Source organism: Curtobacterium subtropicum (assembly GCF_030362975.1).
Classification (GTDB): domain Bacteria; phylum Actinomycetota; class Actinomycetes; order Actinomycetales; family Microbacteriaceae; genus Curtobacterium; species Curtobacterium subtropicum.
The window spans coordinates 46,610-62,473 of the sequence record NZ_JAUCMM010000002.1; the positions used below are offsets into that span (position 1 = coordinate 46,610).

Here is a 15,864-nt window from a genome sequence, read left to right on the forward strand (position 1 = left end):
AGTGTCACCTACGTGTCGTCGAACCCGGCACGGTCTCAGCCGGCCCCTGTCCGGACGCGTACCTGCGGCGCACCGTCGGTGTTCCAGCGGAACAACACGAGGTGCCAGAGGCCCGGGCGCTTCCTCGACGGATCGATCAGGCCGTCGGCGCCGAGTGCCACGAGGCGGTCGCGGACCCGCCACGAGGCCGGGACGCCACCGTCGGCGACGACCTGCTGCCACGGAGCGGTCGCGTCCTCGAGGTCGACCCCGGCCGCAGCACGAGCGGTCGCGTCGCGGAGGTCGACGATCCTGGACGCCACCACGTCCACCTCGACGATCATCGGCTCCGTGGCGCGCGTGTCCGGATGCGCCACCAGTGCGGCCTCCACACCCTCGACGGACGAGCTGAGGTACAGCGTGGGCTCGTCGGCACGTGAGTACCGGCCTGCGGACCGTGACCCTGCGATGGCGGATGCGCGGAAGCGCGGGTCCACCGCGCGGAAGAAGGTGCCTCGCACCTCCGGTGCGAAGATGTCTCGGTCGTCGCTCACGAAAGCATCCTGGTGCGGCTCACGCTGGCGGCGTCGCTCCCGCGCCCTCGGTGTCGTCAGCGCCCGCCGGTCCGGTACCGGCCTGGTCGAGGTTCTCGTGCGGGTCGCCCATGTCGCCGGTCGCCTTGCCCGCCGGGGACAGCCCGAAGTGCTTGCGGACGGCATTCGCCTGGGTGTCGGTCAAGGCGTTCCCGGCTCCTGGGGAAGGGGCATCCTTGATCGCGCTCTTCGAGTAGCCGACGTGCAGGTCGTTGCCGTCGAACGTGGCGTCCTCGACCGGGACGAGCACGGTGTGACCCCCGAGGAGTCCCGTTGCGACGCTGATGAACGCGGCACTGCCGTCCTCGGCGGAGGGGAAGACCTGCGCGACCTTGCCGGCGTATGCGCCGTCGCGGTCCTTGACAGGAGCGTTCTCGATCTCGTGGATCTTCGCCTTGATGATCATGTGCGTAGTCAACGCCCTGTGCCTGATGCTCCGCAGGTCTGTCACTCGCCGTTCCGCTGGAGCTCCTCTGCATTGCCAGCGGTGCAGACGGAGACGGCGTCGAGGCTGTACCCGCGTTCGTCGGCGAGGAAGTCGATGCTCGTGGTCGGGCCGCCCGTTCCGCGGACGCCGAGCGTCGGGTCGGTGCCTCCGCTCTCGTAGCGCTCGGTCGTGAGGCCCTTGTCCTTCCACAGCCGTTCGACCGTGGCGACGTCGTCGGCGGGATCTCCTGCAGGCTGTTCGCGCATCTCCGTCAAGAAGTAGGCGGCACCACGTGCACCGTTGTCGCGCATGCAGCCTTGGACCGCCGGACCGCTCGCGACCGACCAAGTGCCGCCGACTGCACCGGCGGTGTCGTCGACGACCGTGACGACGGCGTCCTTCGCCTGGTCGGGGGTCTGCTCGTTCTCCAGGGAGGTCCCTCCGGAGCACCCCATCAGCGCGAGCGCCGCCGCAGCGACGGACACCACGGAGCCAGTGACCCTGTCGAGCGGAAGCCGGCGGGCCGCCCTCGTGTCCGCTTTCATCCCCACGCCTCGACCGTAGCGAGACGGGCGGAACGTCGCATCCTTCTTCACGTGAGCTGGTCACATGGGGTTGGACGGCGCGCAGGGTTTCGATGTCGCTCCCGTTCGAGAACGCTCCCCACCCGACCATGGTGGCCGATCGAGCGATGGTGCCGACCCCGAGGGTGCAAGCTACTCGGGAAGGAGGTCCACATGGATCTGACTCGGGGGAAGGCTGTCACTGGTCTCCGAGGGACGGCAGCGGCGCTGCTCAGCGTGGCCGTCCTCACCGGCTGCAGCGCCGGTATCGGGAAGAGCCCGGAGCAGGCGAAGCAGTCCGTTGTGACGTTCGTCGACGGATCGACCGACGTGGTGGGGGACGGCTGGGAGATCGGTGAGGGCCCTCGGCTCGGGAAGTGCGGTGTCGGCCTGGGACAAGGGGGCGTGCAGTACGTCTACGCGAAGGTCCGCTCTGCAAGCGCTGATCCAAAGGCCGACGTCGCGGTGGTGGAGCGGCACTGGAAAGACCTCGGGGTGACGACCGAGCGGTACCAGACCGGCGGCGAGGACCCGATCCTCGGCGTTCGGGGCAGGGGCGGCCCGGTGGAGTCGTCCGACTTCCGCGCCGATCCTCGCGGCTACACGATCGACGGCAGCTCGCTGTGCGTCCCGGGTGCCTTCGACAAGATGAGCCTCGAGGGCCAGGAATGACTTTGGCGACCTGATCGCCGGGATCGACCCGCGCCTCCAGGCCGGACCGAGATGAGCACCTGACGGACGGCGCGCCCCGTGGCCGAGGCGAGCCGTCCGTCGTGGCGGGGGTCTACCGCGCTGCCGGCACCGCGAGGTTTGCGAGCTCGGCCCGCACGATGTCCGCCCCGGCGGACAGTGCGCCGAGCTTCTGCAGTGCCGCCCCGCGCGCCAGCGGCGCCATGCCGCAGTTGGTGCTCGGGATGAGCTTGTCGGCGTCGACGTGCTCGAGGGCGCGGCGGAGGACCGCGGCGACCTCCTCGGGCGTCTCGATCTGCTCGGTGGCGACGTCGATCGCGCCGAGCATGACCTTCTTGCCGCGGATGAGCTCGACGAGCTCGAGCGGCACGTGGGAGTGGATGCACTCGAGGGAGACGGTGTCGATCGACGACTGCTGCAGCAGCGGGAAGGACCGCTCGTACTGCCGCCACTCGGCGCCGAGGGTCTCCTTCCACCTGTTGTTCGCCTCGATGCCGTAGCCGTAGCAGATGTGCACCACGGTCTCGGCGCGCAGGCCCTCGGCAGCGCGTTCGAGCGCGGCGACGCCCCAGTCCTGCACCTCGTCGTGGAAGACGGTGAAAGCCGGCTCGTCGAACTGGATCACGTCGACGCCGGCGTCCTGCAGCTCGAGTGCCTCCTGGTTGAGGATCGTGGCGAACTCCCACGCCAGCTTCTCGCGGCTCTTGTAGTGCTGGTCGGAGAGGGTGTCGATCATGGTCATCGGTCCGGGGAGCGCCCACTTGATCGGGCGGTCGGTCTGGGCGCGGAGGAACTTCGCGTCGTTCACGAAGACCGGCTTCGGGCGGCTGACGGCGCCGACGACCGTCGGGACCGCGGCGTCGTAGCGGTCGCGGATGCGGACGGTCTCCTTGCGCTCCTGGTCAATGCCGTCGAGGTGCTCGATGAACGTCGTGACGAAGTGCTGACGGGTCTGCTCGCCGTCGCTCACGATGTCGATGCCGTGGCGCTCCTGCTCGTGGACGGCGGAGCGGAGGGCGTCCTGCTTGCCCTCGACCAGCGCGTCACCCTCGAGCAGCCACGGGGACCAGAGGCGCTCGGGCTCGGCGAGCCAGGACGGCTTCGGCAGGCTGCCGACGATCGAGGTGGGGAGGAGCGTGCTCATGTGCGTGGGGGTCCAGTCGGTCAGTGGGTGAGGGTGGCGGGGGCGGCCTGGCCGGCGAGGGAAGCCGGCTGCGAAGCGGGGGTGGTCTGCTCGGCGAGCCAGCGGTCGAGGAAGTCGCGGTGCGGCGTCACGAGGTGCTCCTCGGTCCAGCGGCCCTGCGTGACGCCGAGGCGGCTGCGCTCCTCGCGGTCGTAGGCGATGCCGGTCGACGACCAGGCGTCGTGCTCGAGCGTCGGGCGGAACGTGGTCGGCGCGACGAGATCCGCGTTGTAGATCTCCGGGCGGTAGATCTTCTGGAACGTCTCCATGGTGGCGATCGTGCCGATCAGTTGGAGGTCCGTGTAGTCGTCCGCGACGTCGCCCCGCGAGTAGAAGGCGAGGGGCGCCTTGGACCCCTGCGGCATGAAGTACCGGACCTGCATGCCCATCCGGCCGAAGTAGTCGTCGGTGAGCGAGGAGTGTTCGTGCGCGTACTCCGCGCCGAGGACGGGGTGGACGACGCCGGTCTGCCGGTAGGTCTGGCTCGTCGAGACGCTGATGCAGACCACCGGTTCCGCGTCGAACTGCGCCCGGAAGGCGTCGGACCGCAGGAAGTGTTGGAAGAGCTGCCCGTGCAGCTCCCCGAAGTCGGCGGGGAGCGCGGGCGCCGACGGCAGCCGGACGGCGAAGTCGTGGTCGCGGAGGTACGACGAGAAGTTGTTGCCGACGATGCCCTGGTGGCGCTCGCCGGAGTGCTGGTCGATGATCGTGACGTCGAGCACCTCGATCAGCGGGAAGCGCTCGACCTGGCCGCGGTCCTCGAACTGCATCGTGACCGACACGATGTCGAGCTCGACGCGGTAGCGGTCGCCGCCCGGTTCCCCGGCGAGGTCGTTGCAGCGGCCGTCGATCAGTGCAAGGGCGCTCCGGAGGTTCTGCTGCCGGTGCTCGCCACGCGCCAGGTTCGCGAAGTTCGTCGTCAGGCGCGAGCGCTCGGCGGGGGAGTAGTCCTCGTCGAAGCGGGTCCTGCTGATGCTGAAGGTGATGTCGTTCGCCATGGTCCGCAGTCCGGTCGTCGAGCGCCCGCGGGCACTGTGGGAAGGGTCCTCCGATCATGACGGGAGGCGCGGGCCATCAGGTAATACCGAGACGCTATGCAGTCGCATAGCCTGTACCTATGGCTCGCGTTGCGAACGACATCACCCTGCAGCAGCTGCGGTACTTCATCGAGGTCGCGTCCGAGGGCTCGATCAGTGCGGCAGCGGACCTGCTCTACGTCTCGCAGCCGACCATGTCAGCCGCGATGAAGGACCTGGAGGCCCGTATCGGCCGGCCGCTCTTCACCCGCTCGGCGCGTGGGGTCGTGCTCACCGTCGACGGGGTCGAGTTCCTCGGGTACGCCCGGCAGGTCGTCGAGCAGGTCTCGCTGCTGGAACAGCGCTACGTCGGGCGCCAGGCCTCGCGCCGGCTCCTCGGTGTGTCCGCGCAGCACTACTCGTTCGCCGTCGAGGCCTTCGTGCGGATGGTCGAGGGTGCCGACGCCGACCAGTACGAGTTCTCGCTGCGCGAGACCCGCACGTGGGACATCATCGAGGACGTCCGGACGCTGCGGAGCGAGCTCGGGATCCTGTACCGCAACGACTTCAACCGACAGGTCCTCGGCAAGCTGATGCGGGACGCCGGAGTGGTGTTCACGCCGCTGTTCGTCGCGCAGCCGCACATCTTCGTCGCCCGGCGGAACCCGTTGGCGTCCCAGGCACGGGCGACGCTCGACGACCTCGCCGAGCTGCCGCGACTGACGTTCGACCAGGGCGCGAACAACTCCTTCTACCTGGCCGAGGAGATCCTGTCGACCATGTCGAGCAAGCGGGAGATCCGGGTCTCGGACCGGGCGACGATCTTCAACCTGATGATCGGCCTTGGCGGGTACACGATCTCGACCGGGCTCATCAGCGACGACCTCGACCCGGAGATCGTCGCCATCCCGCTCGACGTCGACGAGCGGATCGAGATCGGGTGGATCGCGCACTCGTCGGTGCCCCTGACGGAGCAGGCGCAGGCGTACCTGGAGGAGCTGCGGGCGGTCGTCGTCAGCTACGGGGTCGAGCCGCTCGGGTGAGCGGGCGCTGGCGATGCGACCAGCGCGCCGCGGCACCTCCGCTGATCCAGCGGCCGGAGTCCGCCTTCCGTCGGTCGGGTGACGATCCCGGTGTGCGGCCGACGGGTACCGCGAACCGGGATCGTCACGGACACGAGGTGATCACGACGCCAAGGACGTGAGCAGTGCCGGACGGGAGGCGCGGTGCCGGTTGGCGGCGCGCCTCCCGTCCGGCTGCCGGTCGCGTACCGCGCTGGGCGCGCGTCGCCGCGGATGGCCCGTCTTCTCGTCTGACCACGTGACCGAGCGTCTCACCGGCCGGCACCGGCACGCGGAGCTGGCTGTGGAGCACGCGGAGCCCGACGACACCTGGGCCGAACCGGATGAGGAACCCCACTTCCAGCACACGTTCGCGCACTCGCACGGTGCACACCGAGGGCGATGGACCATTCACCGGGCGCGCAGCAGCCGCGGGATCTGCTTCCGGAACGGGAAGAACCCGCGCGATGCGTGCGGCCACGCCCTGCTGTCCCACGGACGTCGGACCGTCACCAGTGCGACGTCGTGTTCAGCGAGCACGGGCCGGAGTGTGTCGAGTCGTTCCTGCACGGGGCCCACCGGGGCGACCGGGACGAGAACGGTGTCGAGCCGCTCCTCGATCGCCCAGTCGACGACGGGTCCGGGCCCGCCGCCGAGCAGCGTCGCCGCGCGACCGTCGGCATCGACCGTTCGTGCGGCAGCGTCCGCTGCGGCGCCGGCGGTGAACTTCTCGACGAGCGGGGACACCGCCCCGGGGGAGCGCGACTCCGCGTCGGCGCTGACCGCGGTCGCCGTGAGCGACGGGGCCGCGCGACCGAGCGGCGCGAGCAGCGATACCGGCTCGAGGTCCTCCTCGTGCAGCAGCAGTCCCACGTGCGACCCGACCGCTGCGGCGACGTCCTCGGCAGGGGTGACGGGGGCCGCCGGTGGGAACGGTTCCTCGTCGAGTGGCCGTGCCGTCGTGGCGAGCCCCGTCGGCGCGAACCGTCCGTCGGTGTACCGCGCGATGTTCTCCGTCGTCGCCAGGTAGGTCTTGCCCCGGGTCTGCAGGCCGGCGACCCACCGCCAGGACAGGGTGTTCGACGCAGCGTCCCCGTCCAGCAGGTTCCGGTGGAAGAAGTCCGCACCGAGCTGCCACGGGAGGCCGAGCGTGAACACCCAGATGCTCGCGAACCACATCCGCACGTGGTTGTGCAGGTACCCGGTCTCGACCAGCTCGCGGGCCCAAGCGTCCATCGCCTCGATGCCGCTCCGGCCCGAGACCGCGTCGGTGCAGCCGGCCGGCAGGTCGTCGCCGAGCATCATGCGCACCTCGCGACGGTACCGTCGCCACACCTCGGGCCGCTGCTCGAGCCAGCCCTTCCAGTAGGTCCGCCAGAAGACCTCCTGCACGAACTTCTCGGCGGCCTGTGGGCTGTGGCGCTCGAGGACGGCGTCGACGACCTCCTGCTCCGTCACCAGCCGGTGCCGGATGTACGGGGACAGGCCGGAGACGTTCGTCCGCGACGGTCCCTGGTCGTGGTTGCGGTCGCGCCGGTAGTCCGCGCCGGCGTGCGGCACGAACTCGTGGAGGGCGTCGAGGCCGGCGTCGCGCGCGGGGATGAACACCGCGCCATCCTGCGCCCGGTCGCCCCGAGCGAGCCGAGAGCTCCCACTCCGGCGACCGTGCCCCGACGGCTGCGACGAGGCGTTGCACCACCATCACTTTGCGTGCATACTCGATACCGTACGGCGTTAGGTTTTCAGTCGGGAAGCCCGCGTCGTGCCCCGATGCTCAACGATGAGAGGAACCGGCAGTGACGACGACGAGCGGATCCGCGGCGGGCATGCCATCAGGCATGACCACGTCCACAGCGACCTCGAGAGGCCGGTTCGGCTTCCCCGAGCCGACGCAGCCAGCGAAGCGGAGCTACGTGTTCTGGCTGCTCGCGGCGCAGCTGGTGTTCTTCGTCGCGCTGCTCGGACCGGCGATCGTCGGCATCGGCATCAAGATCCAGTCGCTCGTCGCCGCCGGTGTGATCTCGGCGGACGGTGCCACCGGCGCCGCAGCGGTGCTCGGCGGCTTCGGAGCGCTCTTCGCCACCGTCGCGAACGTCGTGTTCGGCCGACTCTCCGACCGGACCACCAGCCGCTTCGGCCGCCGTCGCATCTGGATCGTGGCCGGGACCGTCATCATGACGGGAGCGTTCCTGATCATGGCGCTCGCCCCGTCGCTCCTGGTGGCCACCGTCGGCTGGTCGCTGGCGCAGCTCGGAGCCAACATGGCCCTCGCCCCGTTCATCACGACGATCGCCGACCAGGTGCCGAGCTTCCAGCGCGGCAAGATCACCGCCGCGATCGGCATCATGCAGAACGTCGGCATCCTCGGCGGCACCTACGTGGCGCAGGCGTTCACGGACCAGCTCGTCGTCATGTTCGTCGGTCCGGCGGTCCTGGCGATCGTCGTGATGGTCGTCTTCGCGGTCGTCCTGCCCGACCGTCAGCTGCCCGAGGCCCCGCCGCGAGCGTCCTTCCGCGACTGGGTCGAGACCTTCTGGGTCAGCCCGCGCCAGCACCCCGACTACGCACTCGCCTGGTGGTCGCGCTTCCTCATCACGTTCGCCAGCTTCGGCTTCACCACCTTCCGGTTCTTCTACCTGCTGAACCACGTCGGGGTGAAGGAAGCGGACATCCCCGCCGTCATCTCGACCAGCGTGCTCATCTACACGGTCGGGCTCATCGCGGCGAGCTACCTGGCGGGCTGGCTCTCCGACCGCCTGGGTCGGCGCAAGGTCTTCGTCTGGAGCTCCACCGCCCTGTTCGCGGTCGGTACCTTCGCACTGATCTTCGTCCAGGACGTCCCGACGTTCTTCATCCTCGAGGCCCTGCTCGGCATCGCGTACGGCTTCTACGTCGGTGTCGATCTCGCCCTCGTCGTCGACGTCCTACCCAACCCGGACGACTCCGGGAAGGACCTCGGCGTGTTCAACATCGCCAACGCCCTGCCGCAGACGATCGCCCCCCTCATCGGTGGTGTGCTCGTGTACGTCAGCGACCCGGGCGGCAACAACTACGCGCTGTGGTTCTCGGTCTGCGCGGTCGCGGCCGTCATCGGCGCGCTGGCGATCTTCCCGATCAAGAAGGTCCGCTGAGGCGCGCTCCCGGAGGGGCCCGACGGACGGGAGGTGTGCCAGGCGGATCAGTACGGTCCGGGCTGGTGCGCCTCCCGTCGGGCGGGTGATCGCGGTCAGAGCCCGACGCTGCCCTGCGAGATCCCGCCGTCGATGGTGACGGTGGTGCTCGTCATGTAGGCGGCCTTGCCCGACGCCAGGAACACGACGACCTCGGCGATCTCGTGCGGCTTCGCCGGGCGCCCGAGCGGGATCGCGTCGTCGAGCTGCCGCAGCTTGTCGGGGTCGGAGGTCGTCGCCGTGTTGATCGGGGTGTCGACCGCGCCGGGAGCGATGTTCACGATCCGGACCCCGTGCGGTCCGAGCTCCACGCCGCCGCTCCGGGCGAGCATCCGCATCCCGCCCTTCGAGACGCAGTACGCCAGGTTGCCGGGCATCGGCCAGTCCTCGTGCACGCTCGAGATGTTCAGCACCAGGCCGCCGTTCCCCTGCGCGATGAACTGCTTCGCTGCCGCCTGGGTACCGAAGAACGCGCTCTTCATGTTCACGGCCATGACCTTGTCGTAGCCGTCCTCGGTCTCCTCGAGCAGCGACTTGCGGTCCTCGATCCCGGCGTTGTTGACGAGGACGTCGAGCGAGCCGAACGCGTCGACGGCCTTCTGCACCATCGCGTGCAGGTCGGACGCGCTCGTGATGTCGGCGTCGACCCCCACCGCGTGCCCGCCGGCCTCCTCGATGCGGTGGATCAGCGAGTCCGTCGCCTCGGGGTGCGCGACGTAGTCGATGACGATGTTCGCGCCCTCGGCGGCCGCGGCGAGGCAGATCTGCTCACCGATCCCGCTGTTCCCGCCGGTGACGACGATGGTCTTGCCCTCGAGCAGCATGGTTCCTCCTGTGGGTCCGGTGCTGCCCACGGTGCTCCGATGTAGCTCCGGTGGTCCGGCGGATCGGCTGAGGCCTCGTGCAGCCTCGCGCAGCCTCGTGCGGCCGCGTGCCGCCCCGCGCAGGTGTCGGGCCGGTCGTCAGGAGGGGACGCTGCTCCCGTGCAGGGGCGCGGGGTCGGGTGCCTGGTCCGCCTGCACCGCGAACTGGGTCCGGTGCAGCTCCTCGTAGCGACCGCCGGCCGCCAGGAGTTCCTCGTGCGTGCCGCGCTCGACGACCGAGCCGTCCTCGACGACCAGGATGAGGTCCGCGCTCCGGATGGTCGAGAGCCGGTGCGCGATCACCATCGCCGTCCGGCCGTCGAGCGCCTCGCTCAGGGCAGCCTGCACGGCGGCCTCCGACGTCGAGTCGAGCGCCGCGGTCGCCTCGTCGAGGATCACGACCCGGGGCTGCGCGAGCAGGAGCCGCGCGATCGTCATGCGCTGGCGCTCGCCGCCGGACAGCCGGTAGCCGCGCTCGCCGACCATGGTGTCGAGCTGGTCGGGCAGCGACCGGATGAGGGGTTCGAGGCGTGCTCGCCGGACGGCGTCCCAGACCTCGTCGTCGGTGGCCTCCGGCCGGGCCAGGCGCAGGTTGGCGCCGATCGTCTCGTGGAACAGGTGCCCGTCCTGGGTGACCATGCCCATCGTGTGCCGGAGCGACTCGAAGGTGACGTCGCGGACGTCCGTGCCCGCGAGTCGGACCGTGCCGCTGTCGACGTCGTACAGGCGGGAGAGCAGCTGCGCGATCGTGGACTTGCCGGCGCCGGATGACCCGACCAGGGCCACGGTCTGCCCGGGCTCGATGCGGAACGAGACACCGTGCAGCACCTCGTCGCCGCCGCGGGTGTCGAGCGTGGAGACCTCCTCCAGTGAGGCGAGCGAGACCTTGTCGGCGGACGGGTACGCGAACCGGACGTCGTCGAACTCGACCGCGACGGGGCCGTCGGGCAGGGTGACCGCGTCCGGCTTCTCCTGGATGAGGGGTCGCAGGTCGAGCACCTCGAAGACGCGCTCGAAGCTCACGACGGCGCTCATGATCTCGACCCGGGCGTTCGCCAGACTGGTGAGCGGTGCGTAGAGGCGGGTGAGCAGGAGCGCGAGGGTCACGACGTCACCGGTGTTCAGCTGCCCGCCGAGGGCGAGGGTGCCCCCGAGGCCGTAGACGAGCGCGAGGGCGAGCGCCGAGACGAGCATGAGCGCGGTGACGAAGACGAACTGCAGCATGGCGGTGCGGACGCCGATGTCCCGCACGCGGGCGGCACGGATCCGGAACTCCTCGGCCTCTTCGTCGGGGCGGCCGAACAGCTTGACGAGCGTGGCGCCCGGCGCGGAGAACCGCTCGGTCATCTGCGTGCTCATGGCGGAGTTGTGGTCGGCGGCCTCGCGGCGGAGGGCGGCGAGGCGGCTGCCCATCCGACGCGCGGGGACGAGGAAGACCGGCAGCATGACGACGGCGATGACCGTCACCAGCCATGACGTGCTGAGCATGACGACCAGGGTCAGCACGAGCGCGACGAAGTTCGTGACGACGCCGGAGAGCGTGCCGCTGAAGGCCTGCTGCGCGCCGATCACGTCGTTGTTGAGCCGGCTGACCAGGGCCCCGGTGCGGGTGCGGGTGAAGAACGCGATCGGCATCTTCTGCACGTGGTTGAACACCGCGGTCCGCAGGTCGAGGATCACGCCCTCGCCGATCCGTGCCGAGTACCAGCGGGTCAGCAGCGACGAGGCGGCGTCGGCGACGGCCACGAGCGCGATGACCACGGCGAGCCAGACGATCGTCGACACGGCGCCGCGGGCAGCGATCACGTCGACGACCTGGCCGGCGAGCACCGGGGTCGCGACGGCGAGGAAGGCCCCGACGACCGACAGTGCGATGAAGACCACGAGCTGCACCCGGTACGGCACGGCGAACGTCATGATCCGCCGGAGGGACTCGCGCGAGAAGCCCCGCCCGGCGTCCTTCGCTGACGAGATCTTGTACAGCGAGCTCCAGGCCGCGCCCTCCATGCTCATGCGGCCAGGATACGTCGGGACCACCGACGCCCCGAGCCCCGGTCTGCCACCATCGGGTCATGCCCTCCGACGACCGTCCCCTCGAGCGCCTCGGCTTCCTGACCATCGGCTCGTTCGACCCCGCGCGTCCCGCCGTCGGCCACGAGGAGACGCTCCGCGTGATCGAGCGCGCCGAGGCCCTCGGCTTCGACAGCGCCTGGCTCCGGCACCGCCACCTGCAGCACGGCATCTCGTCACCCGTGGCGATCCTGGCCGCCGCCTCGCAGCGCACGTCGCGCATCGCCCTCGGCACCGCGGTCACCCCGATCGGTGCCGAGAACCCGTTCCGCCTCGCCGAGGACCTCGGCACCGTCGACGTCCTGCTCGGCGGCCGACTGCAGCCCGGCTTCTCGGTCGGGACGCCCATGCACTACGACCTCTACCGCGACGCGATCCACCCGGACACCGCCGAGCACGAGGACCTCGGGAACGACCGGTTGCTGCGCTTCCGCGACCTCGTGCGCGGCGACGCCGTGACCCCGGTCGCCGAACGCCGGGGGATCGAGGAGTTCGCCACGACCGTGCAACCGCAGAGCCCCGGGCTCGCCGACCGGCTCTGGTACGGGACCGGCAGCACGAGGTCCGCGGTGTGGGCGGCCGAGAACGGCTTCCACCTGCTCACCTCGAGCGTGACCCGGAGCGAGGTCGGCACCGACTTCGCGACGAACCAGCGCGCTCAGGTCGAGGCCTACCTCGACGCACACCCGGACCCCGCTGCGGCGCGGGTGTCCCAGGGCCTCGTCGTCATCCCGACCGACTCGGCGACGCCCGAGCAGGTCGCGCGCTACCGGGCCTACGCCGAGGCACGGGCCGGCCGGGTCGGGGTGCCGCAGGGGCCCGGGAAGCTGCTGTTCGCCGCCGATCTCGTCGGGAGCTCGGCCGAGATCGCCGACCGGCTCCGCGCGGACGCCGGGTACCAGGTGGCGACGGAGGTCGCGTTCGCGCTCCCGTTCTCGTTCGCACCCCACGACTACGCGCAGATCATCGAGGACACGGCCGGGCGCCTGGGGCCGGAGCTCGGTTGGACGCCGGCCACGAGCGCCAGGTGACCGCCGGTCCCGTCGACCACCAGGGCCCGGCCAGTCCCGCCTGGCAGGTTGGACGGGTGCACACCACCATCGACTCCGCGACCGAGGTCGTCTCCGGCATCCGGTTCCCCGAGGGCAACCGCTGGCACGACGGCCGGCTCTGGTACTCCGACATGCACACGGGCGAGGTCTTCTCGGTCGACCCCGGTGCTCCCGGTGGGGAGCCGCGCCTCGAGACGACCATCGACGGGCAGTCGTCGGGCCTCGGGTGGCTCGCGGACGGCCGGCTGATCGTCAGTGCCATGAACGCGCGGACGATCCAGGTGGTCCGTCCCGACGGTACGAACGCGCCCTTCGCCGACCTGTCGTCGATCGAGCCCTCGCTCCTCAACGACCTGGTCGTCGACGAGGACACCGGTCGGACCTACGTCGGTGCGTTCGGGTACGACCTGTACGGCGGCGAGGAACTCCGTCCCGGCCCGCTGTACGTCGTCGAGCCGGACGGCTCGGCCCGGCTCGCCGCGGACGGCCTGGTGTTCCCGAACAGTGCGAACGTGCTCCCCGGGACCCGGACGCTGGTCGTCAGCGAGACCTGGGGCGGCCGCCTGACGGCGTTCGACATCGAGCCGGACGGTTCGCTCACCGGCCGACGCGAGTGGGCGGCCCTGCCCGAGGGCGTCACGCCGGACGGCAGCACCGTCGACGCCGAGGGGGCGATCTGGGTCTGCTCGGTCGACACGGGGGAGTTCCTCCGCGTCGTCGAGGGCGGCGAGGTCACCGACCGCGTCGACGCCCCGGGGCTCTGCGCGATCGACTGCGCGCTCGGTGGCGAGGACGGCCGCACCCTCTACCTGGCCACCGCGGACAGCTACGACCCGGCCACCACGGCGCGCACGCGCGCCGGCCGGATCAGCGCGGTCCGCGTCACCGTCCCCGGGCCGTGACCGCACGGCCGGCCTGAGCGGGCGACGACGGGCGCAGGAGCGGGGCGCGGTCGACAGCAGAGGCCGGACGACAGCGGGCCCGGACGACAGCGGGCCCGGACGACAGCGGGACCACACGACAGCGGCGAGCAGCTGACGGACGGGAGGCGCGGTGCGGGCCGGCACCGGGCCTCCCGTCCGACCGTACCCGCGATCAGGGCGTGGTGAGTCGTGCGCGCAACCGTGCGCGCAGGTCGTCGTCGGCGCCGACCGCGGCGAACGCCGCGTCCACTTCGGCGGCGACGTCCTCGACGATCGGCGTGACGGTGGCGAGCCAGTCGGTCACCCGCTCGGCGTCCCACGATGCCTGCCGGTCGCCCGGCGCGTGCGTCCCGGTGCCCGCCATCGCCCGGACCGAGGCCGCGTAGTCCTCGGCGACCGAGGTCGGTGACACCCCGGCGTCCGCGAGCAGCAGCGTGCTGACCATGCCCGTGCGGTCGCGTCCCGCGCTGCAGTGCACGAGCACCCCGGCCGGTGCGTCCGCGACCGCGCGCAGGGCTCCGAGCACCAGGTGGGGCAGGATCCGCCAGTTGTGCCGCCAGTACTCGGGGGAGTCGAGGATCGGGAAGCAGACCTCGCGGAACTCCGGGTCGTCCTGGTCCTCCGTCGGAGCCGAGACGACGGTGATCCCGGTCAGGGCGTCCGGAGCGACGAACGGATCGCCGTCACGACGACCCACCTCGTCGGCGCAGCGCAGGTCGACGACGGAGCGGAGGCCCCAGGCGCGCGCGTCCCGCCAGCCGCGGTCGGTCAGCAGCTCGCGACGCGGGCCGCGGGCCACCCGTCCGGCCAGCGTCGCGCCCGTCGGCGACAGCGGGGTCGGCAGCCCGCCGAGGTCGCGCACGTTCCGGTAGCCGTCCCAGTCGAGTTCGCGCACCCTGCCACCGTACGACGCGTCTGTCCGTTCGACGCGTCCCCCCGGACGGGGGGAAACCGAGAGCGCGCTGCATGTCTACCGTGAAGCACAACCGCGCGTGACACCCGTCACCGCACCGACCGGAACCACGACCCGGTCCTCGCACACAAGGAGAGACCACATGTCCAGCGCAGCATCACCCCGTACCGGTTTCGCTTCGACCCTCGTCCAGAAGGGCGCCCTGCTCTTCGGGATCGTCTTCCTCATCGTCGGCATCGCCGGCTTCATCCCCGGCCTGACCATGGACATGGGCACGCTGTCCTTCGCGGGCAACAGCTCGATGGCCATGCTCCTCGGCCTGTTCCAGGTGTCGGTGCTCCACAACATCGTGCACCTGCTGTTCGGCATCGTCGGCCTGCTCGCCGCCCGCTCGGCCGCGGGTTCGCGCTCGTACCTGCTCGTCGGCGGCATCATCTACGCCGTGCTGTTCGTCTTCGGCCTCTTCGTCGCGAACATGGCCGGCGCGGCGAACTTCGTCCCGCTGAACAGCGCCGACAACGTGCTCCACGCACTGCTCGCCGTCGCGATGATCCTGCTCGGTGTGCTCCTGCCCCGCGCCGGACGCACCGTGCGCTGACCCACCCCGTCCAGCGCTGACAGGAGCGCGTCGGTCCTCGGACCGGCGCGCTCCTGTCGTGCACCGGGGCGCTCCGTGCACGGTCGACGGCGTCAGTGGGTGTCGATGACGCCGACCCCGGCGATGTCGCCTCGGCACCGATCCTGTCGGGTCACGCCGACGCGGCCTGCGATCCGGCTCCGGGCGGGAGGCTCGTGGCGGGCCGACACGGGCCTCCCGTCCGGTGGGTGGTGCTCGCCGCACGCGCGGTGCCAGGATGCCGTCAGCACCGGTCCGCCGACCGGCGCTCGGAACGGGATCGGCGAGGGAGACGGACATGGCCGGAGTGTTCAGCGACGCGGAGCGCGCCGCGATGCAGCAGGCCGCGGAGGAGCGGAAGGCGACGCGCGGGCTGAAGGGTGCTGCGAAGCGCGAGGCCGAGCGCGAGGCCTGCACCGCGGCGATCGAGGCACTCGAGGGCTTCGACCAGACCCTGGCGTCGCGGTACCACGTGCTCGTGACCGAGGTCGCGCCGGAGCTCGACCCGAAGACCTGGTACGGGTTCCCGTCCTACGCGCGGGACGGCAAGGTCGTCACGTTCGTGCAGCCGGCGTCGAAGTTCGGGGCGCGGTACGCGACCGTCGGCTTCCAGGAGGACGCCAGGCTCGACGACGGGCCGATGTGGGCGACCTCGTTCGCCGTCGTCGAGTGGACCGACGAGGTCGAGCAGCGGCTGCGCGAGCTGGTGCGCCGGGCTGCCGACTGACGCCCCTGCGCCCGCCGG

Annotated in this window: 16 protein-coding genes; 7 read left to right on the forward strand and 9 right to left on the reverse strand. The window is 70.9% G+C overall.

Annotated elements, in window-relative coordinates; all coding sequences use genetic code 11:
* Nucleotides 1-35: 35 nt before the first annotated feature.
* Genes QUG98_RS03415 through QUG98_RS03425 form a run of 3 tightly spaced genes read right to left on the reverse strand, consistent with a single transcriptional unit; the run spans nt 36 to nt 1,487 of the window.
* Nucleotides 36-533 carry an RES family NAD+ phosphorylase gene (locus tag QUG98_RS03415; RefSeq protein ID WP_289469227.1) on the reverse strand — a complete coding sequence of 166 codons (498 nt, stop codon included), beginning with the start codon at nt 531-533 and terminating at the stop codon, nt 36-38.
* A gap of 19 nt (nt 534-552) precedes the next feature.
* Nucleotides 553-978: a PRC-barrel domain-containing protein gene (locus QUG98_RS03420; RefSeq protein ID WP_289469228.1), complete on the reverse strand. Its 426-nt coding sequence runs from the start codon at nt 976-978 to the stop codon at nt 553-555.
* A gap of 41 nt (nt 979-1,019) precedes the next feature.
* A complete protein-coding gene (locus QUG98_RS03425) occupies nt 1,020-1,487 on the reverse strand; it encodes a hypothetical protein (RefSeq protein ID WP_289469229.1) in 468 nt (155 codons plus the stop codon).
* 249 nt (nt 1,488-1,736) lie between these two features.
* On the opposite strand from QUG98_RS03425, the gene QUG98_RS03430 reads away from it, so the two are divergent.
* On the forward strand, nt 1,737-2,234 hold the full coding sequence (locus QUG98_RS03430) for a hypothetical protein (RefSeq protein ID WP_289469230.1): 498 nt from the start codon (nt 1,737-1,739) through the stop codon (nt 2,232-2,234).
* A 112-nt stretch (nt 2,235-2,346) separates the two neighbouring features.
* Here QUG98_RS03430 and QUG98_RS03435 read toward each other — a convergent pair whose 3' ends face one another.
* Together QUG98_RS03435 and QUG98_RS03440 are read right to left on the reverse strand one after the other, a co-directional pair.
* A complete protein-coding gene (locus QUG98_RS03435; protein ID WP_289469231.1) occupies nt 2,347-3,396 on the reverse strand; it encodes a methionine synthase in 1,050 nt (349 codons plus the stop codon).
* Between the two features lie 20 nt (nt 3,397-3,416).
* Complete coding sequence (locus QUG98_RS03440) at nt 3,417-4,433, reverse strand: putative oxygenase MesX (protein ID WP_289469232.1); 1,017 nt, start codon at nt 4,431-4,433, stop codon at nt 3,417-3,419.
* A gap of 119 nt (nt 4,434-4,552) precedes the next feature.
* On the opposite strand from QUG98_RS03440, the gene QUG98_RS03445 reads away from it, so the two are divergent.
* Nucleotides 4,553-5,494 carry a LysR family transcriptional regulator gene (locus QUG98_RS03445; protein WP_289469233.1) on the forward strand — a complete coding sequence of 314 codons (942 nt, stop codon included), beginning with the start codon at nt 4,553-4,555 and terminating at the stop codon, nt 5,492-5,494.
* A 429-nt stretch (nt 5,495-5,923) separates the two neighbouring features.
* On the opposite strand, the gene QUG98_RS03450 is transcribed toward QUG98_RS03445, so the two are convergent.
* On the reverse strand, nt 5,924-7,120 hold the full coding sequence (locus QUG98_RS03450; RefSeq protein ID WP_289469234.1) for an FAD-binding domain-containing protein: 1,197 nt from the start codon (nt 7,118-7,120) through the stop codon (nt 5,924-5,926).
* A gap of 230 nt (nt 7,121-7,350) precedes the next feature.
* Between QUG98_RS03450 and QUG98_RS03455 the strand changes: the two genes are divergently transcribed.
* A complete protein-coding gene (locus QUG98_RS03455) occupies nt 7,351-8,643 on the forward strand; it encodes an MFS transporter (RefSeq protein WP_289469235.1) in 1,293 nt (430 codons plus the stop codon).
* A gap of 95 nt (nt 8,644-8,738) precedes the next feature.
* Here QUG98_RS03455 and QUG98_RS03460 read toward each other — a convergent pair whose 3' ends face one another.
* Both QUG98_RS03460 and QUG98_RS03465 read right to left on the reverse strand, forming a co-directional pair.
* Nucleotides 8,739-9,506 carry an SDR family NAD(P)-dependent oxidoreductase gene (locus tag QUG98_RS03460; RefSeq protein WP_289469236.1) on the reverse strand — a complete coding sequence of 256 codons (768 nt, stop codon included), beginning with the start codon at nt 9,504-9,506 and terminating at the stop codon, nt 8,739-8,741.
* Nucleotides 9,507-9,644: 138 nt separating this feature from the next.
* Entirely contained in the window at nt 9,645-11,558 is a 1,914-nt protein-coding gene (locus QUG98_RS03465) for an ABC transporter ATP-binding protein (RefSeq protein ID WP_289469237.1), read from the reverse strand.
* A gap of 59 nt (nt 11,559-11,617) precedes the next feature.
* Between QUG98_RS03465 and QUG98_RS03470 the strand changes: the two genes are divergently transcribed.
* Both QUG98_RS03470 and QUG98_RS03475 read left to right on the forward strand, forming a co-directional pair.
* The gene (locus QUG98_RS03470) at nt 11,618-12,646 is read left to right on the forward strand and encodes an LLM class flavin-dependent oxidoreductase (RefSeq protein ID WP_289469238.1); all 1,029 of its coding nucleotides are present in this window, start codon (nt 11,618-11,620) and stop codon (nt 12,644-12,646) included.
* Between the two features lie 56 nt (nt 12,647-12,702).
* Nucleotides 12,703-13,569 (forward strand): SMP-30/gluconolactonase/LRE family protein, encoded by an 867-nt coding sequence (locus tag QUG98_RS03475; RefSeq protein ID WP_289469239.1) that lies wholly within the window; start codon nt 12,703-12,705, stop codon nt 13,567-13,569.
* A gap of 193 nt (nt 13,570-13,762) precedes the next feature.
* Here QUG98_RS03475 and QUG98_RS03480 read toward each other — a convergent pair whose 3' ends face one another.
* Entirely contained in the window at nt 13,763-14,485 is a 723-nt protein-coding gene (locus tag QUG98_RS03480; protein WP_289469240.1) for a tyrosine-protein phosphatase, read from the reverse strand.
* Between the two features lie 160 nt (nt 14,486-14,645).
* Between QUG98_RS03480 and QUG98_RS03485 the strand changes: the two genes are divergently transcribed.
* Nucleotides 14,646-15,101 (forward strand): DUF4383 domain-containing protein, encoded by a 456-nt coding sequence (locus QUG98_RS03485; RefSeq protein WP_289469241.1) that lies wholly within the window; start codon nt 14,646-14,648, stop codon nt 15,099-15,101.
* Between the two features lie 316 nt (nt 15,102-15,417).
* Nucleotides 15,418-15,846: a hypothetical protein gene (locus tag QUG98_RS03490; RefSeq protein ID WP_289469242.1), complete on the forward strand. Its 429-nt coding sequence runs from the start codon at nt 15,418-15,420 to the stop codon at nt 15,844-15,846.
* Nucleotides 15,847-15,864 lie beyond the last annotated feature (18 nt).